Genomic DNA, 24,402 nt, shown 5'->3' on the forward strand with positions numbered 1-24,402 from the left:
ATAATTCATTTCTGCAAACAACGAATAATTTATATGCTAAAAGCTTTCCTTTGCTGTTTTAAAATCCTGCTATCTTCATGTATGTGTTCAGCTTCATTCGCTATTTACAACCATGCTATAATAGAGCAGGCATGAATGATCCCGATTGCTCATGCTATGTACTGGATCATCAACTGCCATATAACATGGACTTGGATACAGTCTTCGTTTTACGGATGATGTAGTGTTACCGATACTATAGATACGAATACGCGCAGCAACGACTGGCGCTGGGAGGATACATTGATGGAGATTACAGGCTACGAGGTGGAATGGATTCGCGATCCATTTGGTATTTTAACGGGAAAACGTTACGAATTCAGATTGGATCTGGATGTAGATGCAGAGGATGATCTGTATACACCGAATGGTGTCTATATTCGCGCTGTATATCGCGTGGAAAACGAGCAAGGCAAGCTGGTTACCTATGATCTGGTGGAAAAGGGAACTGATCGCCTGCTGGAGTTCGATCTGGAAGATGAGGAAGAAACTGAGCTTGCTGCTTTTTGTGAGCAACACTGGCAGGAAGCGGAGTAATCATAAGGCGCATTATTGCGCGTAGAGTGACGGCAGGCGATGATGATATTGCCTGCTGTTTGCTTATTATCTAGCTGTTCGCTGTTCAATAGGAACGAAGCAACAGATTGCTTGAGAACATTGTAAATAGAATATTCGCATATAGCCTATAATTCCAATATAACGTGCATAGGTACGAGGCTGGGAGGAATGGAACATGAAGATTACTTTACTCGGTGCGACTGGACGAACTGGACGATTGGTTTTGCAGTATGTACTGCGCGCTGGACATGATGTAACGGTGTTAGTACGTTCGCCGGAGCGCTTGCAGGAGCAGCTGTACACGACTGCGATTCCTTCGCTGGATCAGCAGGGCAAGCCGCTGCGTGATGAGCTGGAACAGCTTCCAGCTTCATTTGCCGATCAGGTAGAGACGATTATTCCTGCTGTGGCTGGTTGGACATGTAGCCCACAAGCACGTCTGCATATCCTACATGGTGATACACGCGACAGCAAACAGCTATTTGCCGCATTGCAGGATGCCGAGGCTGTGATTAGCGCGATTGGTACGGATAAATCGGATACGCTCACCGTTACGATGAAGGCGTTAATTCCGCTGATGCAACAACAAGACGTGAATCGGCTGATTACGATTGGTACGGCAGGTATTTTGCAAAGTCGCACGGCTACCGATAAGTACCGCTACGAAACGTCCGAGTCGCGTCAGCGCAGTACCCGTGCTGCTGAGGAGCATCGTAAAGTATATGAATGGCTGACTGCATCCTCACTGCACTGGACGATTGTGTGTCCGACGTATTTGCCAGATGGGGATTATACGGGTGGCTACCGGATGGAACGTGATACGCTGCCAGAGGGTGGAACGAGCATTTCTACTGGTGATACAGCTTATGTGGTGTACAGTCAATTGCAGGATGAGCGTTATGTAGGCTGTCGGATTGGGCTGGCGTATTGATCTATAGTCGCAGCCCCTCGCGCTCTGACTCTGCGCATTCGCATTCGCATTCGCATTCGCATTCGCATTCGCATTCGCATTCGCATTCGCATTCGCATTCGCATTCGCATTCGCATTCGCATTCGCATTCGCATTCGCAAAAAATATAGAGCCTTTTCGAGCAATGTACAACAAAAAAACTCATCCACTGCAATTCGCCATTGGATGAGTTTTTTGTGTATCGATATATTATAAATGAATGTAAATCGGACGGCATCTACCACTTCGGAAAAGAATAAGGGGACGGGCTCCCTTACTCAAAAGAAGTACGCTATATTGCATCATATAAATGGAGTAATTCTAGTGAACATGTACCTCTTAAATTATCAACAGGCGTTCACTATAGATTTCGCATTCTCAGTTATGATAGCTTCTCCTTCTACCGCAGTACATTCAATGCTCCAGCACATGCTTTTGCTGCCGATATTCCGTAGGCGTCAGCATATACTTTTTACGGAATACCTGTGTAAAATGTCGCACACTCGCATAGCCAATCTGCTCGGCAATATCGACCAGTCGCAGCCCCGGATTCATCAGCAACTCACATGCCTGATCCATCCGCAGTGAGATCACATACTCCTTGTACCCCTGCCCAGTTTTCTGCTTGAACAGCTGGCTAAAATAGACCGGATTCAAAAATACAACCGATGCCACCTTTTCCAGTGAAAGCTCTTCTTGAAAATGTGCATCAATATATTGCAGCGCCATCCGAATCGCGGTATCGCCGCTACTGCCTTCTGTCTGCTCAGTCAGCATGATCGGACGCTGCCCACGTCGCAATCGATTCGCATGTTCAGCGATATGCTCGAAGCCATGATGTGGTCCGGAGTGCAGACTTGTAAATGGCTGCGACTTCAAGCATCTTGCGAGCTGCTCATTCACACGCTCCTGTAGCTCCTCCATCGTACCGTCGGATTTGAGCGCTACTAGCGACAGCAGACTACTGCGATCCAGACTCACGACAAAGCCATGACCATAAGCGCGAATTAGCTCGGTTAATACATTTTCCACGATAAAATGCTCCAGCGGCCCACTACGCTGCTCATCGCCCAGATTTACAGAGAGCAGGTAATATTCGGGATACTGCTCCAGCAACGGCTCCAAACTCAGCTTGCCCACACTAAGCCCGGCTGCCAGACGTTGAAATGCCGCTGACCGCAAATATTGTAGACCCTCGCGTAGTGTCTCCTCCTCCTGCACATGTGCCTGCTGCTGGCGAATCTCTTCGCTTAGCGTTTCGATCAGCTCTACCAGCTTGGGCTTACCGATCGGCTTGAGCAGGTAATCACGCGCACCTAGATGCACCGCCTGCTGGGCATAGCTGAACTCCGAATGTGCCGAGATCACGACCCATTTCGCCTGTGGCTGCTTGCGCCGCGAAATTTTCATTAGCTCCAGCCCGTTAATACCGGGCATTAAAATATCGGTCAGCACGATGTCCATCCGATGCTGACTCATGAGCTCGACCGCTTCCTCAGCCGAAGCCGCCAGATGCACATCGTAGTCTGGAAACGCATTTCCTATCGTACGCTTGATGCCCTCACGAATAAAATTCTCGTCATCGGTAATCAAAATATGCATCTTTGTTATCCCCCTCTTTTTGCGGAATGTCATATTGTGTTGTCGTTCCTTCCGGTAACGGTAAGCGCAGTGTCACTCTTGTACCCTCTCCAGGCTTACTTTCAATTCCAATACCATATTCATCACCAAACATATATTTGAGCCGCTGATGTACATTTTGCATGCCGATGCCCTGACGTCCACGTGCCGCCACTGCTGCTTCATCCTGCGGTTCATTTTCCGGTACGAGTAAGGAGCGGTGCAGGTTATACAGTGTCTCAGCCGTCATCCCGGCTCCATTATCGCTAACACGAATATTCAGATACTGCTCATCCGGCACCGCCTCAACGACGAGTAGCCCCTGACCACGATTCGCTTCTAAGCCATGCTTGACCGCATTCTCGATCACCGGCTGGAGCAGCATTTTCGGTACGATCAGATCCATCCAGCGTTCATCGATCCGAATCTCAACCGTCAGCCGATCCTCCAGCCGCATCTGAATAATGGTCAAATAATGACGAATCTGCTCCACCTCTTCTCGCAGCATTACCTCTGCCTTGCCTTCCCAGTGACTGCTATAGCGGAACATCTGCGATAGGGAGAGCACAATCTCACCCAGACGATCATTGCCCTTTTCATCTAGCATCCAGTAAATCATATCCAGTGTGTTATATAGAAAATGCGGATTCACCTGCGATTGCAGTGCATGCAGCTCCGCGTTCTTTTCGCTGACAGAGGATAGCTTCACACGCTCGATCAACTCCTCCACTCGCCTCACCATATGGTTAAAGGAGGCGACCAGCCCGTTAATCTCCTCATAGGAGGTCACATTGACCATACCGCGGAAGTTCCCATTTTCAACCTGCTTCATCTGCCGTACGAGCCGTGCCAGTGGCGACGATATCGTGCGAGATACAATGAGAGCGATCAGTGCCGAGACGATAATCAGAATGGTGACAACGATCAGCAGGTAGCGCTTCGTCTGCGTCAGCTCCACATTCAAATCCTGAGATGGCGTAGTGCTCACAATCGTCCAATCAATCTTGTCCAGCTTGGACGCAGCGACGAGTGTACTGCCATCCTGCTGCACAGCGACCTCACCCGGAACATCCGGTAGCTTGAGATGCTCCGGTAAGCGTGCTGGACGTGGATTCGGCTCCAGCGAAATGGCAATCGGATGACCGGCACCATTGACGATGCTTACCTGGCTGTTCGGGCCGAGCTTCAGATTACCTACCGCATCGACCACTGTATCCGCTTTCGCTTCAAACAGGACAATCCCGATCTGGTGCTGCTCGTTCAGGTCAAAGATCGGTCGTCCAAAAGCGAATACGGGCGAATCCTCCATTTTGTCGATCAGGGAATGGGAGAACACGCCCAGCCAGATCATTTTGCCAGTAGAAGCGCTAATCTGCTTGTACCAATCGGACGAAGCATAATTCGGATCGGCTACGGTCGTATAGTTGCCATAGTCATAAATTTTACCATTCTCGCCAATGATATGAATACCGACCAGATCATCACGGGAAAAATAGATTGTGCCCATCATATTCGTAATCGCATGCTGGTTCGCATACTCTACCTGCGGCGGAAGCTGACGCTTCTCGGCAACAAGCCGCAAAATATCTGCGTTCGTACTGATCGATTTGGACAGACTATCATAGCTCGCCAGCAGCAGATCAAGCAGGCCAGCGGTCTGGGAAACATTTTTACGGGCGATCTCGCCCAGCTTGTCGTGAAATTGAGTCGTCGTACGATTGTAAAAAAGCACAGTCACAATGAGCAAAATTGCAGTCATACAGACGAGAAACAGCACAAACAGCCGATGGTGAATCGAACGGAATCTGCGCGGCAATTCAAATCCTCCTTTGCAGGAATACTCCTGTCCTCCAAAAAGCCAAACAGCGACAGCGGCAAGCGGCTATTTTCGCCCTGCTTGCTACGCTGTCGCCAGCCTCTCACTTCACGATCATACCAGACGGAACGGGAAATGAGGGATAATTTTACAAATTTCATTGGGTGCGTGAGGGGCTTTGTGCTTGGAGAGGCACCACTTCGGGAAGGAATAAGGGGACGGACTCCGGTCTCGCACAGGAATCTACTGGATTAGGAGAAAATGTAGATTCCCGTGCTCAAAGGTCGTCCTTTCCCCTTATTTCCTTCCCGCAGTGAAGTGCTCCTTGCAGCATAAGCCCTCACGCGGGTAGAGCGGCATTTTTTAGAGCTTAGAAGATCTTAAAAGAGCTTTGAAAGCTTTAGGTACTTGGGATAAGGTACTTTGGATAAAATACTTTGGTTGACGATAGTTGTGATTGATGTCTGGTTGGTACAGACTTGGAACTCTTATATAGTGAGACTTTGATGTTGGTTCTAGGTGCTATTTGCTTTAGATATACGTATACTCGTACAGAGCAGAGCTGCGGTTGGGCAGTTTGTCTGTACGAGTATGAGGGGTTGTTTAGCCTTTTACTGCACCTGCTACCATACCCTTGGTGATGCGTTCAGATAGGATGAAGTAGATGATGAGTACAGGCAGTGCTCCCATGACGAGGAATGCGCCGATGTTGCCGTAGTTGACGGAATATTGGCTGACGAAGGTGTAGACGCCGAATGGGAGTGTTTTTAGGTTTTCGGATGAGATGAATGTTGCAGCTACGATGTACTCGTTCCAGATGTTGATGAAGGTCAGGATGCAGACGGTCATCACTGGTGGGAGTGAGATCGGTAGGATGATGCTTCGGAAAATCCGGTATACACTGGCGCCGTCCATAAATGCGGATTCCTCGATATCGGTTGGAATGGAGCGCATAAAGTTACTCAGGATGAAGACGGCGATTGGTAATGCGAATGCGGTATACGGGATGATGATTGACCAGCGTGTATCGAGCAGGTCGAGATTTTTGAAAATGATCATCAGCGGCAGCAGTGTCGCTTGCATCGGGATCATCATACCGAGCAAGAACAGCAGCATGACGTACGGGCCGTATTTCCAGCGGAAACGGGCAATCGCGTAGGCGGTCATGGAGCTGAGGATGATAACTGCGAGCAGTGTGACGGTCGTTACAAGCACACTGTTACCGAGATATTTGAGATAGCTACCGGATGTATATGCCTCAGCATAGTTATGCCACTGCGGTACGATCGGTAGGGAGAAAAAGCTGCCGCTCAAAATTTCTTCGTTTGTTTTGAGAGAATACATGAGCAGCCAGAACAGCGGGTAGATCTGCGTCACAACCAGAATGGCGAAGAGCAGATAGACAAACCATTTTTTGATTTTGGACATCGTATATGCTCCTCCTTCAGGTTACTTTGCGCTCAACCCGGTTGAAAATAAAGTTGATGATAACGGTAATAATGAGACAGAATACAACCAGGAATGTCGCTACCGCACTACCATAGCCATATTTCTGGGACAGGAATGACATATTGTACATATGCGTCGCAATCGTATCGGTTGCGTGCGCCGGGCCACCGCCTGTCATAACCATAACGAGCTCGAATGCTTGCAGGGAACCGATAAAGGCGAGCACGACCGAGATTTTGAAGATCGGCACGATCATCGGGAAGGTGATATAGCGATCTGCCTTGAAGCCTTCCGCACCGTCGATACGTGCTGCTTCATAGATTTCGTCCGGAATATTTTGTACTCCCGTAAATTGAATGAGCAGATGGTAACCAAAATATTGCCACAACGATACGAAGTACAGCGCGTACATCGCATATGCTGGTTCGGTCAGCCAGCTATGTGTCCAGCTTTCCAGACCGAGCTGTACGAGCACGCCGTTCAGCATACCGCCCATAGAGGTCGGGTTGTAGATCGTTTTCCACAATTGACCAAGGATAACGTTAGACAGGATAACCGGGATAAAGTAGATCGTTACGAGTCGGCTACCTTTACGTACATAACGGTTCAGCAAAATAGCGAATAATAAACAGAATGGAATCTCCACGATGGAGAAGACCGCATACATCAATGTACGGCGAACCGAAGGCCAGAAATTGTTATCTTCAAACAACAGGGTATGGAAGTTTGCCAATCCGATAAACTTGGCATCGCCGATCCCGTTCCAATCCAGTGTCGAGGTGTAAAAGGACACCAGAATCGGGATAAACACCGTACCGATATAGAGCAAAACACAAGGCAAGACAAAGACCGCAATCGTGCGCGCCGGAACCTTGAGTACATTCATTGGCTTCTCCTCCTTCCTTTATTTAGCGTTTCTCTGTGTAGTCAAACGTGATCCATAGTTAGATGAGCGCATTCCTTGCCCCGATATCCAGCATGTCGGATACCGGGCAGGGAATGTGTGTAGCATGACGTCAAGCGTGTACCAAACTCAGATGCTTGATCGCTTCAATGCGCTTGCATGTACATGATCATGATGAAGCTTCTGTGTGAAACTTTTTTCCGTAGGCTATACGGTCAGGAGCAATTACTTACTTGTTCGCTTCAAATGCCGCCTGATGCTCTTCTGCTACTTGCTTAGGATCAACCTGCTGTACGAACAGGTTTTGAATGCTGCTCAGGTGAACCTGCGATACGGCTGGGTTCATCGTGTTATCAAATGACAGGTCGCCACCTTTGATATTTTTGAACATATCGAGAATCTCGATTGCCAGTGAGGAGTAGCCTGCTGTTTTGAAATCACCATCTACCTTTTGACCGAGACCAACCGCGTTTTTCATATCAAATGATGCTTTTGGATAGTTGGATGTGAAGAAGTGCAGGAAGTCCTTCGTTTCTGCCAGATGCTCACTGTTTGCAGATACCGCATACGCGCTACCTGGTGCCAGCATGTACTCGTCCAGATTACCTTTACCGTTAACGGTTGGGAATTTGAATACGCCGATGTCTTTACCTACAGTGGAGGCATCGTTGGAGCCTGTTTCCCATGTGCCGATGAAGAACATTGCTGCCTGTCCTGTACGGAACATGTTACCGCCTGCTGTAGCATCGATCGCTGTTGCACCGTCAGGGAATGCGCCCGCTTGAACGAGCTTCTGGAATGCTTCAACTGCTTCGATAAACGCTGGATCGTTAAATGTCTTTTTGCCGTCAACTACATCTTGCAGGAAGCCAGGGCCGCCATTCGTACGAAGCAGGATGTTCATGAATAGGAAGGAACCTGTCCAGGAGTCCTTTTCACCGATTGCGATTGGCGTAATGCCTGCGGCTTTCAGCTTGCCTACATCTGCGAGCAGCTCGTCAAATGTGGTTGGTGGTGCATCGATGCCTGCTTTGGCAAACAACGCTTTGTTATAGAAGCCTACCTCGATATTATTGCCATCTGGCAGTGCGTATACTTTGTTGTCTTTGCTGTAATAATCGAGCAGACCTTTTTGATATGTATCGCGAAGGCCATCTTTGTCCAGCACGTCGTCCAGTGGTGCGAGCAGACCTGCATCCACATATGGCTTCATTTGTGCTGCCGGGTTCACCATCGTAATGTCTGGAATTTCACGCGAAGCTGCCTGCGTTTTCAGCTTCAGCTTTTGCTGGTCGGTGTTCAGGGTGTCAAGTGCGATCTCTACGTTTGGATGCTCTTTTTGATACTCGGCTACCAGCTGACGAATGATTTTGTATGCTGGTGTGGTTGGGTCAGGTGAGATGTTCTGGAACGTGATCGTTACCTTTTCACCGCTACTGCTACCGCCGCTTGCTCCGCTGCTGGAATCGCTTTTACCGCATGCGGTAAGTCCTACTGTCAGTGCACCCGCGAGTAGCAATGCGAGTACTTTACCTGTTTTTTTCATTTTCCGTTCGCCCCTTTTGAAGTTGAGTGAATGGGTGCTGGCATGTCGCCGCGCCCAGACTGAATATTCACATTATCGTGTAAACGCTTACGGAGGGCAATGCAAAAAATCAAGAATTGGGGTTCGTAATTTCAAGGTATTGGTAAAGGGAGCTTAATTTTGCTGCTGTGGGTGTGGGTGTGGCAGTGCTGTGGAGATGCGGATGGACATTGAAAAAGTGTGTATTTTGAGAGGGGGTTAGGTGGTTATTTGATGGTTGAAGTTACTCTTTTGAAAGGGCTGGTGATGGAGCGTGCGAGTTAGTTGCAGTGTTGGGGCATCAAGCACTTCGGGAAGGAATAAGGGGACGGACTCCGGTCTTGCACAGGAATCTACGGAGTAAGAGTAAAATGTAGATTCCCGTGCTCAAAAGTCGTCCTTTCCCCTTATTTCCTTCCCTTCGTTTTGTGCTTGTCGCAGCATATTAGAAAGAGCTTTACGTAGTGGATCAAGTTTCTATATAGGATAGCTTGGTTCACTCCTGAGTTGGGAGTCATATTATCCTGGATTACTTGCCTATTACTGCTTGAATAATCTCAATAGAACAGACCAATACTGCTCACAAGCCTTCTTTAGCCATAATCTTCATTCGTAACCTTCTTGTTCATTCCAACTCTTTGCCATGACGCTGAATGATCTTTTCATTTCAGCGCAACAGTTAGACGCTTAGATCATAGAACCACGAAAAACATCTTTAAAATGAAATCTTGGCTCGTAGTTAGCTCAATTGAGCTTTAGAAAAAGAAATTACGTCCTGTGTGGTGGGCAGCAGTATAGATTGCTTCCTACCTATTACATTCTATCTTTTTCTTATCTTTTCTTATTTGCAATACTTTTAAGATCACATCAGACTTGAAAATCCAACTGGTACGTGCTGCCTACCTCTACGTTGAACGTTAACAGGTTGTCTGCATCTGGTATTAGCTGTTCGCTTTGCTCACGGTGAGTGAGTGTAGCAGCTACTAGGGAACGGATGCGGCATACTTTGGATTGGGTAGCATGCAGTCGTAATTGTACTGGATTATGGTTTTTCCAGATTAAGTCTAGCTCGACACCGCCGCGGGCGCGTAGGCCGCGGAAGGAGCCGGTCGGCCAGTGTGATGGTAAGGCGGGTAACAGCTCGATCCAGCCTAGATGGGATTGCATGAGCATTTCGGCGATACCGGCAGTGGCGGCGAAGTTGCCGTCGATCTGGAATGGCGGGTGGGCGTCGAACAGGTTAGGGTAGACGCCGCCGCGTTCGTGCTGGTGTGGGCCATCTGGACGTACCAGTGTGAGCAGATTGGAGATGAGGGCGCGGGCGCGATCTCCGTTGCGGAATCTTGCCCATAGTCCGATTTTCCAGCCCAGACTCCAGCCTGTGCCGCCATCGCCGCGTAGCTCCAGTGAGCGACGAGCAGCAGCGAACAGCTCTGGGGTGCTCTCTTCGGTCAGCAAGCGACCGGGATAGACGCCGACCAGATGGGAGACATGGCGATGATGCGGGTCTTCCCCCTGGAAGTCCTTTGACCACTCATGTAGCTGTCCCTGTGCGCCGATTTGCAGTGGTAGTAGACGCTCAGCGGCGGCTTGCACCGTAGTCACCAGTTCCGCATCCAGCTCCAGTACCTGAGCCGCCTCGGTATACTGCTGGAACAGCTCACCGATCAGCGCGATATCCATCGTGGCAGCGGCACTGGTTGCAGCGTAGCCCTGCGGCGTAAGGAACTTATGCTCGGGCGAGGTGGACGGTGCGGTAACGAGTCGCCCCTCTCCATCCTCAACGAGCCAATCGAGGCAAAATAGCACGGCATCGCGCATAAGCGGATACGCCGTCTCGCGCAGATATGTCTGATCGCCGCTAAACGCATAATGCTCCCACAGATGCTGAGTGAGCCACACTCCACCCAGCGGCCAGAATGCCCAGACAGGATCACCATCGCCATAGCCGCCAACTGGAGCCGATTGCGCCCACAGATCGGCATTATGATGCGCCACCCAGCCACGTGCGCCATAATTGACACGCGCGGTCTCGCGTCCATTTTCAGCGAGTCGTCCGATAAATTGCAGTAGCGGCTGATGCAGCTCGCTCATATTGCATACCTCGGCAGGCCAGTAGTTCATTTCAGCATTAATATTCAATGTATAATTACTGCTCCATGGCGCGCGCGTATCCTCATTCCATATGCCCTGTAGATTGGCAGGCTGTGTGCCTGCACGCGAGCTACCAAGTAGTAAATAACGTCCATAGTGGAATAGCAGCTCCACCAGCCCTGGATCATCTGCTCCATAGGCGGCAATGCGCTCATCTGTAGGCATCTGTTCATCCGCAAGTGAATCACCTAGCTTCAGATCGACTCGATGATAAAGCGCCTCATGATCTGTCACATGACGCTGCTTCAACTCGTCATAACGGTATTGCTGTGCCTGCTGCACGTTCGCTGCCGTGATCGCCAGCGGATCGCGCGTCTCATCCTGCTTCCCCTGCTGCGCGTCAAAGCTTGTCGCCGCACTAAAATAGAGCGTAACCGCATCTGCATCACGCACCGTAATTCCGGTCGTATCGGTTGCCACCTGACCGCCCTCTGCCTGGACGGCAAGCCGCCCACCGTAATTCAGCACAGGCGCCGTATCATCATATTGCACAGGCTGCGCCGCATCACGATAGCTTGGCTCCACATGCACAGGTGCTTTGCCGTGAAGGAGCAGATCAGCTCCGTCCACGCTCATCGTATGGCGAAGCTGGCTATCCAGCTTGGCACGGAAGCTAATTTGCCCCGGTTCACTTGCCGTTAGGCGTAATACCATCACGTCATCAGGATGGGAAACAAATACCTCACGTGCAAAATGTACATCTCCGATCGTATACGATACGGAGGCGATCCCGGTCGACAGCTCCAGCTGACGATGATAATCCTTACCCAGCTGACCATGCTCCATCCGCAGTAACAGATCACCAAATGGTAAATACGACTGCGTATACGGCCCCATCATCTGCTTGGTCACTTCATCGGCTTCCACATAACGCTCCTGCGCGATTAGCTCTCTCAGCTGCGGTAAGGCTTGTTGTGCCTCGGGATTATTCCAGTCGCGTGCATAACCTGACCAGAGTGTATCCTCATTCAGCGCAATGCGCTCCTTTTCAATCCCACCAAATACCATACCGCCCAGGCGACCGTTCCCCACAGGCAATGCCTGTACCCAGTACACCGCTGGCTTTTGAAACTGAATTTTCATCTGCGATTCCCCCTGCTCTGCTGCTGAATGCAGCATATGATCGGCTTACTAACAGACTTACAGACCCCAGCTTACAGACTGACCAGCGCTTTAATCACACCAGCCTCTGGCTTCGTCCAACCTTCCAATCGCTCCGGCAATTCCTCCAATGTGCATCGATGCGTTACATATCGCTCCAGATCGGCAAAACCTGCACCGAGCGCTTCACGTACCGTTTCAAAATCCTCCAGTGTCGCGTTGCGACTCGCCAGCAGCGTCATCTCACGACTATGGAAATGCGGATCATTAAACGTAATATCTCCTTTAAATAGACCGACAAATACAAGCGTACCGCCATGCCCAACCAGCTGAAATGCGTTCGTCATTGATGCGCCGCTACCGGTTGCATCGAACACGAGTGGGGGCAACTCACCATCCAGCAGCTCCAATAAACGCGCCTGCACATCGTCCTTCGCATGAATCGTATCGCTCACACCTGCCCATGATTGGCAAAACTCCAATCGCTCCTCATTCATATCCAGCGCAATCACATGCGCCCCCTGATGTCTGGCAAGTGCCATCACACCAAGACCGATCGGGCCAGCACCGATCACAAGCACCGCTTGCCCTGCGGTTAATGCAGAACGACGAACGGCATGTGCACCGATTGCCAGCGGCTCTAATAGTGCCGCTTGATCCAGTGTTAGATCATGAGCAGGAATCAGGTGCGTAATCGGCACAGCGATACGCTCACGCATCCCACCATCCTCATGCACGCCCATCACCTTCATGCTGCGGCAACAGTTGGTTTTACCCGAACGACAGGCAGCACACTGTCCACAGTGCAGGTAGGGAATGATGCTCACTGGATCACCGACCTTCAAGTCGCTATTGTGATCATGAATCGCTTCGATCATACCGGATAGCTCATGCCCAAGAATCCGTGGATAGGTAAAAAAGGGCTGCTGTCCCTGAAACGCATGCAGATCGGTGCCACAAATGCCAATCCGACGAATCGCAACAATCGCATAGCCCGGCTGTAGCTCTGGCTCGGGTAGACTTGTCGTCCATACAAGCTGCCTGACGTCCTCACAGATAACTCCATTCATCACGCTTCGCCTCCATTGGTAACAGGACGGTTGTACAGCTCTAGCCCGCTTGCCCAGGTCTGATTATGTACAGGCTTCAATATACGTAGCACCTCTTCCAGCACCTCGGTCTGAATCGGCTCCTCTATCCAGCGTACATTACGAAGCACATTGTCCGGATTCGCTGTGCTGACCAGTGTCGTTGGAATTGACTCCTGCTGGACGGCAAATTGCATCGCTAGCTGGGCAATCTCTACTCCCTGCTGCTGACAATACAGCGCCGCTTCATGACATACACGCTTCAGCTCATCACCTGCTGGATGCCAGTCTGCGACCGGACGGGTGCTGAGTAGTCCCATCGATAGTGGAGAAGCACTAACCAGACCGATATGCTGACTTTCCAGCAAAGGCAACAGAGACAGAAGTGAGGTATCGTTTAGCGCATAATGACAGTAGGATAGGATGATATCCACTTCCATTTGCGGCAATAACAGCTCGAACATGGATAGCGGCAGACCACTAATTCCGCCGAAGCGAATCTTACCCTGCTGCTTGAGCAGCTCTAATGTCGGCACCGATTCCTCTACAATCTGCTGCGGATCGCCGAATTCCACATCATGGAGAAATAGCATATCCAGATAATCTGTACTGAGTCGCTCCAGACTCTCATCCACACTACGTAAAATGCGCTCACTCGAAAAATCGAATTCTCGTTCTCCATAGCGCCCGGCTTTGCTGGATAACAGATAGCGATCACGCGGTACCGAACGTAGCGCTTGACCGAGCACGGTCTCCGCACGCGTCAGTCCATAATAAGGCGACACATCGATATAATTCATCCCGGCGTCAATCGCAGTATGCACGGTACGCACACTTTCTCCATCATCCGTACTGCGGAATACACCACCCAGTGAAGATGCTCCAAAGCTTAATACCGGTACGTCCAGTCCAGTTTTGCCTAGCTTTCGATATTTCATGTTGCAGCCTCCCTTTTGTGAGTAACCATGAGTATCTGTCGCAGGTTATCGCGGCATTCCTGCTATGATTAGCAAGCGCTTTCATATCCTGTTTCTGCTACAATGCCACGCTGTATAGGTGTTCGATCCTCTACTTCGCTGTACGCCCCTTTATCGATCCGATAGGCTCTGTTCCTTTTGTCTTCTCATCACACTACACATTGCCCATATGTTATCATCCAGTCGCGTATTTTGAAATGTGGTATTTTAACTATGTAAGGTGGACAATATTGCAGTTCATATAAGAAAAAGGAACATCAGCTTGTCGCCAATGTCCCTTTTTATCTTAGCCGCTTATTTTATTCACAATAAAAATGCATGTAACCGCAAATTATCAAGCTTTCTTAGCTACTGCACTCCGTCTTCGTAGAAGCTCCATTCGCTCCAACAGTAACGGATGGTAAAATAGCGAACTATAGTGATTATTTATTCATTTTGAATTGCAGGAATAGCTCATTGTAATGCACGAGCATCTTTTTACCCAAATTATCGAACACCTCAAGGCGCTTCAGCACTTGTTTGGACGGATAAAAGCGCTCGTCACTGGAAATATCCTCTGGTAGCAGCTTGAGTGCAGCATCATTCGGTGTGGCATAGCCGACATACTCGGCATTTTGCGCGGCTACCTCCGGGTTCATCATAAAGTTAATGAACTTGTGCGCACCGTCTATATTGGCTGCTGTCTTCGGAATGACCATATTATCAAACCATAGATTCGAGCCCTGATCCGGTACGACATAATCCAGATCCGGGTTCTGATCCATAATTTCCGAGGCATCGCCAGAGAACACCAGTCCAGCCGCTGCTTCATTGTTAGCCAATAGCATTTTGATCTCGTCACCGACGATTGCTTTCACGTTCGGCGTTAGCTTTTTCAGCTTCGCAAGCGCCGCCTGTAGATGCTGATCGTTCGTATCATTGAGCGAGTAACCGAGGCTGCTCAGCGACATGCCCAGCACCTCACGCGCACCATCGGTTAGCAGCACATTGTTGCGCAGTGATGGATTCCATAGATCATCCCAGCTATGGAATTTCAGATTGGTCAGCTTCGGATTGTATACAATGCCGAGCGTTCCCCAGAAATACGGAGCTGAGTATTTGTTGTCTGGATCGAATGATAGATTCAGAAACGATGGATCGATATTTTTCAAATTCGGCAGCTTGCTATGATCCAGCGGAATGAGCAGATTCTCCTCACGCATCTTGGAGATCGCATAATCGGATGGAATCGCCACATCAAAGGTTGTTCCACCCTGCTCGATCTTGGTCAGCATCGCTTCATTAGAATCAAATGTCTGGTAAATGACCGTAATACCCGTTTCCTTCTGAAACTTGGTCAGCAGCTCGGGATCGATATAATCGCCCCAGTTATAGATCGTCAGCGTATTGCTACCTGCATAGCCCTGACTCACATTCAGACGGTTCGCCACGAACATGAGCAGCAGCGCTACTGCGATAATCACGATAAAAGTACGACTGATCGCTTTCATCTTATCTCGGCACCCCCATTTCAGCAGCCGGCTCATGCTTGCGACTGCGTCCCTGCGAACGGCGTGTGATCATATAATAGCCAACCACGAGTGCAGTCGTGAACAGGAAGATGAGCGTGGACAGCGCATTGATCGATAGCGATACACCCTGCCTTGCACGGGAGTAAATTTCGACCGATAGCGTGGAATAGCCATTCCCTGTCACGAAGAACGTCACCGCAAAGTCATCCAGTGAATACGTGAACGCCATAAAGAATCCAGCAAAAATACCAGGCTTAATAAACGGTAAAATCACCTTGCTCAGCACATCACGACGACTGGCACCCAGATCACGCGCCGCATCGATCAGCGTTGGACTCATTTCCTGCAAGCGCGGTAAAATCATGAGCACGGTAATCGGAATACTGAACGCAATATGCGAGATCAGCACCGAGGCAAAGCCCAGCTTGATGCCAACAATCGTGAACAAGATTAAGAACGACGCACCGATAATAACGTCCGGGCTAACGATCAACACATTGTTCAGCGACAACACCGCATCCTTGAGACGACGGCGGCGAATCCGATCAATCGCCAGCGCACCGATAATACCGATCATCGTCGCAATCGTAGACGATAACAGCGCGATCACCAGCGTATTAATCAAAATAATCATCAGGCGCGTATCCTGAAATACCTCGCCATACCACTTCCATGTAAAGCCTTCAAACTGATGCATATTGTCTGCACTATTGAACGAATAGTACATCAAGTACAGAATCGGCGCATACAGCACCGCAAAGACGAGCACCAGATACACATTACCCCAGCGACCCTTATTTGCCATGACGCACCTCCTGTCCGAAGCCGCCGCTAAGCAGCATCAACAGTGCCATCGCAATGATCAGCACCACCGCTACCGTGGAGCCCATACCCCAATCCTGCGTAACGAGAAAGTGCTGCTCGATCGCCGTACCGAGCGTGATCACTTTATTCCCCGCGATCAGACGCGTAATCATAAATAGCGACAGCGACGGAATGAATACCGCCATACAGCCAGATTTGACCCCCGAGATCGTCAGCGGGAAAATAACACGCTGGAACGTCGTCCAGCCCGAAGCACCTAGATCGCGTGCTGCCGAGATGAGCGATGGATTCATTTCCTCCAGCGCATTATAGATCGGCAAAATCATAAATGGCACAAAAATATACACCGATACAAACACAAAGCTGAACGAATTAAACAGCAATTGCTGCTGCCCTACACCAATCGTTTCCAAAAAGGCATTGATCGGCCCATACGTACCAAAAATACCAATAAACGCATACGTTTTCAGCAGTAAATTAATCCATGTCGGCAAAATAATCAGCAAAATCCATAGCTGCCGATGCTTCGTCCGTGTCAGCCAGTATGCTGCCGGATACGCGATCAGCAGCGAGAACAGCATCACCAGAAACGCATACCAGAACGAGCTAAGCGTCATCTGCAAATAGACCGGAGTAAAAAACGTACGGTAATTTTGCAGTGTGAACTGTCCATCTACATCAAAAAAGGAATAATACCCGACCAGCACCACAGGCGCTACCACGAACAGAACGATCCAGACGTAGTAGGGCAGCATATAAATCGCGCGCGTATTAGCTTGCATGGTCGCCGCCCTCCCCGTAGCCCTCCAGACGGCGGTCGAAATCTTCCTCGCTCTCACCGAATCTCATAACGTGGATTGCTTCTGGATCAAAATCCAGTCCGATACGACTTCCCGGCTCCGCCTTGCGAGTCGAATGCACCAACCATTCCTGACCGGAATCGTCATAGCAGCTAATCTCATAATGCACACCGCGGAATAGCTGTGTATCGACACGCACCTGTAGCTTGCCTTTTTCTTCTGTCGTCAGCTCCAGATCCTCTGGACGAATAACGATCTCTACATTTTCATTCGGACGCAGCCCGGCATCGACACACTGGAACTGCTTGCCGTTGAACTCGACCAGATAATCCTCGATCATACGCGCAGGCACGATATTCGACTCCCCGATAAAGTCCGCCACAAAGCGGTTGATCGGCTCATCATAGATATCGTTTGGCGTACCACTCTGCTCGATTTTGCCTTTATTCATAACGAAAATATAATCCGACATCGCCAGCGCTTCTTCTTGATCATGCGTGACAAAGACGAACGTAATGCCCAGACGCTGCTGAATTTCGCGCAGCTCGTACTGCATTTCCGTACGCAGCTTTAGATCAAGCGCAGACAGCGGTTCATCCAGCAGTAGCACTTCCGGCTCGTTCACGAGCGCACGCGCAATCGCGACACGCTGACGCTGACCGCCGGACATTTCCGAGATCGCACGCTTGCCGTAGCCTTCCAGATTGACGAATTTCAGCGCTTCCTGCACCTTCGTCTCGATCGCGTCCTTTTTCATCTTTTTGACACGTAGCCCGAATGCTACATTTTCAAATACATTTAGATGAGGGAACAGCGCATAATCCTGAAATACCGTGTTCACCTGACGCTTGTTGGCAGGCACCTTGTTAATCACCTTGCCATTAAAATGAATATCGCCACCGCTTGGCTCCGTAAAGCCAGCGATCATGCGCAAAATCGTCGTTTTTCCGCAGCCTGACGGCCCGAGCAGCGTATAGAACTTCCCACGCTCGATCTCAAAATCAATATGCTCCAGCACCTGCGTGCCATCATCGTAACGCTTGCTCACTCCGTCAAAGCGGATAATATTGTTGTCGCTCATAACAGCCTCCTTTTGGCATCCGGATTCTCTGACGACGGCCAGCCTGCCGCTCTCCGGTGCACCGTTTCCGTTTCCTTGCTTCACTGCTAATACTAGCAGCCCACTATAACCTGCTTCATCGCCCATACCTTCACACTGAAAGATGAAGCCCAATCCTTACCTATACAATTCACAATCTACATATGTCATAGCCAGTCATCCTGTCATGCACGATTCCAAGCCTATCGTTACACGTACATTAACCAGCATAGATAACTGTAAAAGGTACATTTGCTATTATAACGTTTGAAATCTGTAGAAAACATCCTGTTTTTCAGCATTTTTCGTAAAATATAGTTCATTTCCACAAGCATCCATGTGCAAATTGCCATACACCCAATACAAAGACGTGCCACTCTCCATATGATAACGTAAAAGTAACAACCAAACCGCTCACCCTGCGCTTGCTATCCATTTGCCCGACCTGTCTCCATTGCACTGCCTACAAACCAACCGAATAAGGTACAATATATACAGCTATATATACAGTTATAGAAACAGGTAGAGGTAGAGATATAGATGCAGATACAGAACGCCAATAAAAAACTAACCCTTACCGTATCACTAACTACTAACTGCTAACTACACACGATCTGTATCACCAACTGCACAAAACCTGCTTCACCAGCATATTAACCTATCAGTACATTGCACGCTTTATGGCTGTATGCCCTTTTAAATGTTCATCTCTACAATCCAAGCAGTAATCTCTACCACCTTCTAAATAACACAATTTGCTCATATCACCATCAAGGAACGAACAGATGTTAAACCTACTGCTCCACCAATTAACCTATGAGATGATACACAGCCATTTTTACAAGATATGATGTAGACCGCACTTCACTGCGGGAAGGAAATAAGGGGAAAGGACGATTTTGGAGGGGCGGGAATCTTCATTCCTTCCTCATCCAAAAGATTCCCGCGGCTCCACTGAGTCCGTCCCCTTATTCCTTCCCGGAGTGGTTCCAGCACCACACCAAAAGCTCGCGATATACATCATCTCATATCCCAACCACCATATTAAAAGGAGTCCTGCCCATGGAACATCTTATTCATACTCCCCTACACGATATTCAAATCAGCGGCATTCGCAAAATCGCTACCGCTGCCGCACGCTATCCTGATGCGCTAGCACTCACGCTCGGTCAGCCCGACTTCCCTACACCAGCTCATATTATTACAGCAGCCGAGCAGGCGATGCAGCAGGGGAAAACGGTGTACACGCCCAATGCAGGCATTCCAGCACTGCGCCGAGCCGCTGCTGACTTTGTACGCACTCGCTACGGACAGTCATATGATATGGACACCGAGGTCATCGTTACCGTTGGTGCCAGTCAGGCGCTGGATGTGGCGCTACGCACGATTTTGTCACCGGGCGATGAGGTCATTTTGCCAGGGCCGATCTATCCTGGCTATGAGCCACTCATTCGCTTAGCTGGTGGGGTTCCTGTCTATGTAGACACACGCAGTACAGGCTTCAAGCTCACAGCAGAGCTGCTCGAGCCGCATCTGTCGCCGCGTACGAAGGCAGTCGCGATTGGTTATCCATCCAATCCAACTGGACGCGTACTGGGCGCGCAGGAGCTGCAAGGACTGGCAGACTTACTGCGCGATCGTGAGCTATTCGTGATCTCCGATGAAATTTACAGCGAGCTCATTTACGATGAACCGCATCGCTCCATCTCCCTGCTGCCCGGCATGAGAGAGAAAACGATTGTGATCAACGGGCTATCCAAGTCGCATTCGATGACCGGCTGGCGAATCGGCTTTACCTTTGCTCCAGCATGGCTTAGCGCTCATATGCTCAAGGTGCATCAGTATAATGTGTCCTGCGCCAGCTCGATCAGCCAGTTTGCCGCTGTTGAGGCATTAACCCATGGCATCGATGATGCCCTACCCATGCGTGAAGCATATCGCGAACGGCGCGATTATGTGTATGATCGCTTGCTTGCGATGGGTCTGCCACTGGAGAAGCCGGAAGGCGCCTTTTATCTATTTCCGTCCATTGCGCATCTGGGCATTCCATCGATGGAATTTGCGATGCGATTATTGGAGGAAGCACGCGTAGCTGTCGTACCGGGCGATGCTTTTTCGATCTATGGCGAAGGCTATATTCGCCTATCCTATGCCTATGCAATGCCTGTATTAGAGCAATCGCTGGATCGACTGGAGCAGTTTGTCCAGCAGCTCACTCGCTAAACGAACCCAACTTTAAGTAAACACCCTAACCCAAGCGCTATGCCTCATCGCTTCTTATCCTCCTATGATGAGACATAGCGCTCCTTCTTTTTTCCACAATAAACCGCTTATTACTCCATGTCCCTCAGCAATATGAATCTTTTTCTATATTTTCTGAAAAATTTCATAAATGGTAGCGCTTCATCTAATTAACTTTCTCATCTGCTCTCTAAATTGATAGGATTGCCTGCCGATAATACTTGTATAGAACCAAGCTACAGCGAAAAATGGAGGAGTCTAATGAAAAATCTAAAGCACGTATTGTTTAACCCTTCTCTCGGACGTAAGCTCATGCTGTCCTTCTGCGCTGTTCTTATAGCGGCACTTGTTACATCAAGTCTCGTCTCTTATGCCATTGCGAAGCGCACACTTAGTAATGAGCTTATCGGGAGCGCTACACTAAGCTCCAATACGCTTAGTTCTGTCGTAGATAACGATATGCAGCGCAATATAGATGCTGTTGATTACTTTGCCAAGGCGATCACCGAGCAAAGCTACAGCGATCAAGCGGAGCTACTGGAGCAGCTACGTACGTATGACAAAGCCAGCTCTAATCTGGAAGGTATCTATGTAGGTACGAATCAAGGCGTATTTTACACCTCTTCCGACAAGCCCAATCCGCCCGGATACGATCCAAGGCAGCGTCCGTGGTACAAGCTAGCAGAGGCTAATCCAGGCAAAGCCGTCATTACCCCTCCTTATGTATCGTCGTCGACTCAGCAAATGACCGTCACGATAGCGAAACAAACCGATGATAATAGCGGCGTGGTCGGTCTTGACCTGAGTATCGCTTCATTGTTACAGATCACCTCCACCGTCAAAATCGGTGAAAAGGGCTATGCCTTTATTATCGCACCAGACGGCACGTACATTTCACATCCAACGATTGCTGCCGGACAGACGAATGACATTGCCAAGCGCATCATTGCCGAAAATAAAGAGCAAGGTCAATTTAGCTACGTATTTGAAGGTCAAGATAAACAACTCAGCTACGTAACCAGTCCAATCACCGGTTGGAAGCTAGTCGGTAACTTTAACCAGAGTGAAATCCAGGAAAAGGTTAGTCCTGTTCTGTATCAAACACTTATCGTACTCGTTATCGCGCTCATCGTAGGCGGTATCGTAGTATGGCTGATCACACGCTCAATCAGCAAACGGATGAATCGTATCGTCGATGTCGCTCATGCGATCAGTCAGGGCGATCTCACTCGCTCCGTACAGGATCGCAGCCGTGACGAGCTTGGCAAATTATCCGTTGCCTTTAACGATATGAATCGCTCGCTCAGCTCGCTGGTCGGCTCCATTCAGGATACAGTCAGTGATGTAGTGGCAAGCTCCGAAGAGCTGACCGCTAGCTCGGAGCAGACCAGTCGCGCAACCGAGCAGATTACAGAGGCAATCGAGCAATTTTCCGGTGGTAGCGACCGTCAGAATACGCATATTAGCCAGAGCGCACATCAATTGAGCGAGGTCGCTGGCTTCCTGAATCAGGTTCAGCAGCATTCCGGTTCCCTGCTCGGTCTATCCCAAACGTCTACACAGATGGCAGACAGCGGCGATCAGCTCGTGCGCCGTACCGTATCCCAGATCGAGCAAATCGATCATGCCGTCAACGAAGCGTATGGCGTAGTAAATGGTCTGTCGCATAAGTCTTCACAAATTAGCGATATTCTAAAAACGATCAATACGATCGCCGAGCAGACCAATCTACTCTCCCTGAACGCTGCAATCGAAGCCGCACGCGCAGGTGAGGCAGGTAAAGGCTTTAGCGTCGTTGCAGGAGAAGTGAAAAAGCTCGCCGAGCAATCGCATCAATCCGCAGGCCATATCGAAGGCTTGCTACAGGATATCATTAGTGAAATCAACGAATCGATCTCTACCTTTGATCGAATTCACCAATCCGTGGGAGAAGGCCTGAGCGGCGTACAGCAATCCGCAGACCAGTTCCAGCAGCTCAAATCCAACGCTCACGATATTTCCTCCAGCTTGCAGGAAATGAACACACTGATCAGCGATGTGAGCAACAATGCTGACGATGTAGCACAATCCGTAGCCGAAGTGAGCGATATTGCTGGTAAAAATGCTGGAAACATGCACGATATCGCCGCATCTGCGGAGGAGCAGCTCGCGTCGATGGAAGAGATCAGCTCGTCTGCACAATCCCTGTCCAAGCTGGCAGAGGATTTACAGAAGGAGATCGAGCACTTCAAGATTGGGGAGTAATGCAGTTCATCTCACGCTTGTTTCTTGTAGATTATCTTGCTTCTTGTAGCTTATATAGATCGGATTCGTTAATTGGGGGAAATGAAGCCGAACGCCGTTTATCGAGCCGCAGCAAGCGATTGGGGCAAACAGCTTATATCCTGTGTCGCTGATCTCATCTTGCTCTACCATCTCCATCTATAACGATAGAAAAGCCAGATCGCTGAATGATGCGATCTGGCTTTTTTTGTCGAGATATTTGTATTAACTTTTCAAGCATGAATACGAAGAAACCCGCACCAATTAAAACGGATATCTTGCCTACAGGCCTCGTTACTTTGACAGCTCCAGAAAGCCTTCGCCAAACACGTCACGTACATCGTGAATCGTAATAAACGCATTCGGATCTTCTTTACGAACGATCTTCTTGAGCACGGACACTTCCTGCTTGCTAATGACGATATACAGCACTTCCTTCGGCGTTTTGGTGTAATAGCCATGCCCGGACAATACAGTTACACCGCGATCCATCACCGTAATGACTTTTTCTGCAATCGCATCCTGATGCGAGGAGATGATGGTCACTGCCTTTTTCGGATTCAGACCCTCGATAATAAAGTCCATCACCTTCGTACCGATATACAGCGCGATAATCGTCAGCATCAGACGCTCTGGCCCGATAATAAACAATGACGAGAATGCTACGATCAGATCGAAGAACAGCAGACCATAGCTAATATTCCAGTCCAGATATTTATGCGTGATGCGTGCCAGAATCGCAGTACCTGCGGTCGTACCACCTGCACGGATAATCAGTCCAAGCCCCACACCTACGAGCACACCTGCGAACACAGCATTCACGACAATCTCGTTAGACTCAATTCGCCAGCCCTCCGTCAGATGCAGGAAGAGCGAGTTCAGTGCGACCGCAATAATCGTGTACACGATACTCGTTTTATCCAAAAACTTATATCCGATCAGGATCAAAAAGGAGTTAATGACGAGGTTGACAAGCCCCGGTGACCACTGGAATAAATAGTACAAAATAATCGTAACCCCGGTTACGCCACCTTCACCGAGATTGTTCGGAATAATAAATAGATTGACCGCCAGCGCGAACAGAAAGGCGCCGACAGTTAGCAATATCATATCGTAAATACGTTTTTTCATTCACCCATACTCCTTCTATAGTTACCTTCCCAATGGGAGTTGTTATGAACATGCTACAATGCTGTTTGTATAGATCAGGGTCTCTATCTTGACTATATCCATGCGTATTCTCTACGAATACGGCGATAGAGCCCATTTATCCTCATATCAATATCAAGCGACTATCGTTTTCATCCTTATCTATCGTCATAGAGCTGCCCACCCATCCGGTACTGTCATACAGCATATATACAGTATTCCTTCTAGTATGCCTGCTCTAGATCACGAGAGGATGAAATCTTTGTAAAGCACGAGAAAACAACGCCAAACGCCAA

Annotated in this window: 17 protein-coding genes; 4 read left to right on the top strand and 13 right to left on the bottom strand. The window is 49.2% G+C overall.

The window, feature by feature from the left end:
- Window positions 1–285: 285 nt before the first annotated feature.
- Together IEX62_RS12590 and IEX62_RS12595 are read left to right on the top strand one after the other, a co-directional pair.
- Window positions 286–576 carry a DUF6509 family protein gene (locus IEX62_RS12590; protein WP_188776076.1) on the top strand — a complete coding sequence of 97 codons (291 nt, stop codon included), beginning with the start codon at window positions 286–288 and terminating at the stop codon, window positions 574–576.
- A gap of 196 nt (window positions 577–772) precedes the next feature.
- Window positions 773–1,528: an NAD(P)-dependent oxidoreductase gene (locus IEX62_RS12595; RefSeq protein ID WP_188775869.1), complete on the top strand. Its 756-nt coding sequence runs from the start codon at window positions 773–775 to the stop codon at window positions 1,526–1,528.
- A 432-nt stretch (window positions 1,529–1,960) separates the two neighbouring features.
- Here IEX62_RS12595 and IEX62_RS12600 read toward each other — a convergent pair whose 3' ends face one another.
- From IEX62_RS12600 to IEX62_RS12655, 12 genes are all read right to left on the bottom strand, one after another.
- Complete coding sequence (locus IEX62_RS12600) at window positions 1,961–3,148, bottom strand: response regulator (protein ID WP_188775870.1); 1,188 nt, start codon at window positions 3,146–3,148, stop codon at window positions 1,961–1,963.
- Window positions 3,126–4,982, bottom strand: coding sequence for a cache domain-containing sensor histidine kinase (locus IEX62_RS12605; protein ID WP_188775871.1), 1,857 nt, complete (start codon window positions 4,980–4,982; stop codon window positions 3,126–3,128). Before IEX62_RS12605 ends, IEX62_RS12600 begins: the two co-directional genes overlap by 23 nt.
- Window positions 4,983–5,585: 603 nt before the next feature.
- Window positions 5,586–6,410: a carbohydrate ABC transporter permease gene (locus IEX62_RS12610; protein WP_188775872.1), complete on the bottom strand. Its 825-nt coding sequence runs from the start codon at window positions 6,408–6,410 to the stop codon at window positions 5,586–5,588.
- A 16-nt stretch (window positions 6,411–6,426) separates the two neighbouring features.
- Entirely contained in the window at window positions 6,427–7,317 is an 891-nt protein-coding gene (locus IEX62_RS12615) for a carbohydrate ABC transporter permease (protein WP_188775873.1), read from the bottom strand.
- Between the two features lie 247 nt (window positions 7,318–7,564).
- Entirely contained in the window at window positions 7,565–8,881 is a 1,317-nt protein-coding gene (locus IEX62_RS12620) for a sugar ABC transporter substrate-binding protein (protein WP_188775874.1), read from the bottom strand.
- A gap of 885 nt (window positions 8,882–9,766) precedes the next feature.
- Complete coding sequence (locus IEX62_RS12625) at window positions 9,767–12,136, bottom strand: glycoside hydrolase family 95 protein (RefSeq protein WP_188775875.1); 2,370 nt, start codon at window positions 12,134–12,136, stop codon at window positions 9,767–9,769.
- A gap of 71 nt (window positions 12,137–12,207) precedes the next feature.
- Window positions 12,208–13,224 (bottom strand): zinc-binding alcohol dehydrogenase family protein, encoded by a 1,017-nt coding sequence (locus tag IEX62_RS12630; protein WP_188775876.1) that lies wholly within the window; start codon window positions 13,222–13,224, stop codon window positions 12,208–12,210.
- Window positions 13,224–14,180, bottom strand: a complete 957-nt coding sequence (locus tag IEX62_RS12635) for an aldo/keto reductase (protein ID WP_188775877.1) — start codon at window positions 14,178–14,180, stop codon at window positions 13,224–13,226. The genes IEX62_RS12630 and IEX62_RS12635 overlap by 1 nt, the downstream gene beginning before the upstream one ends.
- A gap of 461 nt (window positions 14,181–14,641) precedes the next feature.
- The gene (locus IEX62_RS12640; RefSeq protein ID WP_188775878.1) at window positions 14,642–15,709 is read right to left on the bottom strand and encodes an ABC transporter substrate-binding protein; all 1,068 of its coding nucleotides are present in this window, start codon (window positions 15,707–15,709) and stop codon (window positions 14,642–14,644) included.
- A 1-nt stretch (window position 15,710) separates the two neighbouring features.
- Window positions 15,711–16,535: an ABC transporter permease gene (locus IEX62_RS12645; RefSeq protein WP_188775879.1), complete on the bottom strand. Its 825-nt coding sequence runs from the start codon at window positions 16,533–16,535 to the stop codon at window positions 15,711–15,713.
- Entirely contained in the window at window positions 16,525–17,337 is an 813-nt protein-coding gene (locus IEX62_RS12650; protein WP_188775880.1) for an ABC transporter permease, read from the bottom strand. The genes IEX62_RS12645 and IEX62_RS12650 overlap by 11 nt, the downstream gene beginning before the upstream one ends.
- Window positions 17,327–18,436: an ABC transporter ATP-binding protein gene (locus tag IEX62_RS12655; protein WP_188775881.1), complete on the bottom strand. Its 1,110-nt coding sequence runs from the start codon at window positions 18,434–18,436 to the stop codon at window positions 17,327–17,329. The genes IEX62_RS12650 and IEX62_RS12655 overlap by 11 nt, the downstream gene beginning before the upstream one ends.
- A 1,080-nt stretch (window positions 18,437–19,516) precedes the next feature.
- On the opposite strand from IEX62_RS12655, the gene IEX62_RS12660 reads away from it, so the two are divergent.
- Window positions 19,517–20,677 carry an aminotransferase A gene (locus tag IEX62_RS12660; RefSeq protein WP_188775882.1) on the top strand — a complete coding sequence of 387 codons (1,161 nt, stop codon included), beginning with the start codon at window positions 19,517–19,519 and terminating at the stop codon, window positions 20,675–20,677.
- 279 nt (window positions 20,678–20,956) lie between these two features.
- On the top strand, window positions 20,957–22,939 hold the full coding sequence (locus IEX62_RS12665) for a methyl-accepting chemotaxis protein (RefSeq protein WP_188775883.1): 1,983 nt from the start codon (window positions 20,957–20,959) through the stop codon (window positions 22,937–22,939).
- Between the two features lie 312 nt (window positions 22,940–23,251).
- Here IEX62_RS12665 and IEX62_RS12670 read toward each other — a convergent pair whose 3' ends face one another.
- A complete protein-coding gene (locus IEX62_RS12670) occupies window positions 23,252–24,088 on the bottom strand; it encodes a YitT family protein (RefSeq protein ID WP_188775884.1) in 837 nt (278 codons plus the stop codon).
- Window positions 24,089–24,402: the final 314 nt, after the last annotated feature.

It is taken from the genome of Paenibacillus hunanensis (assembly GCF_014645615.1).
Lineage (GTDB): Bacteria > Bacillota > Bacilli > Paenibacillales > Paenibacillaceae > Saccharibacillus > Saccharibacillus hunanensis.